The following is a 663-nucleotide window of genomic DNA, read 5'->3' as shown; positions in this document are numbered from 1 at the left end:
GACCGACAATATGAGTGGGACCGTGGTCCCAGACTGATTATCAGACCGACAATACAACTGGGACCGTGGTCCCAGATATAATATTCAGGCCAGTTAGTTATGTTTTCTAGCCTGTGCTAAAGGAAATTAAGTAAAGACAGATAAATGTAGACTAAAACGTGCCGCATCAAAGTGCCGCTTTTTCAAGTTCCTTAAGAATGGCTTCAATTCTCTCTATACACTCAGTTGGAATACGAGATCTATCTAGGTTTAACACCATTTTATCGCCCTTGTACAACACTGTCGCTCCAGGAGCAAACTGATGTCGTGAGCTTAAGCTAGTTCTTGAGGCAGATGACGTTTTAAGCACAGACGTTAAAAGAGTGATGACTTCTTCAGCTTCAAATATCACTCCTGCTTTTTTCTGCTCGTGAAGGTTAGATGCCTGCTGCTTAAGTAATTCTTCTTTATCTGTAAAAGCTCTTTGAAGTGCATCACCTGACCGGGCAGATAGTTCACCGGGATGAGAAAAAAGAGCAACAACTGATTTAGGCAGTTTAGCTGTGTTGATACAGCGGGTAATAATCTTACGTGAAATATTTTCTGCATCAGCCAGCGCAGAAATATTTCCAGCAAATTCATTCTGCAATCGGCTTGCATAACGCTGACCACGTTCATAAGCAC

General features: G+C 42.1%; 1 protein-coding gene. It reads right to left on the bottom strand.

Annotated elements, in window-relative coordinates:
- Positions 1-166: 166 nt before the first annotated feature.
- Positions 167-663: ParB/RepB/Spo0J family plasmid partition protein (locus RTW80_RS26720; RefSeq protein WP_223717513.1), on the bottom strand; the 497-nt coding region annotated here is incomplete at its 5' end.

Source organism: Escherichia sp. AM3 (assembly GCF_032029835.1).
Classification (GTDB): Bacteria; Pseudomonadota; Gammaproteobacteria; order Enterobacterales; family Enterobacteriaceae; genus Escherichia; species Escherichia coli.
This window is presented reverse-complemented; position numbering and strand designations above follow the sequence as displayed.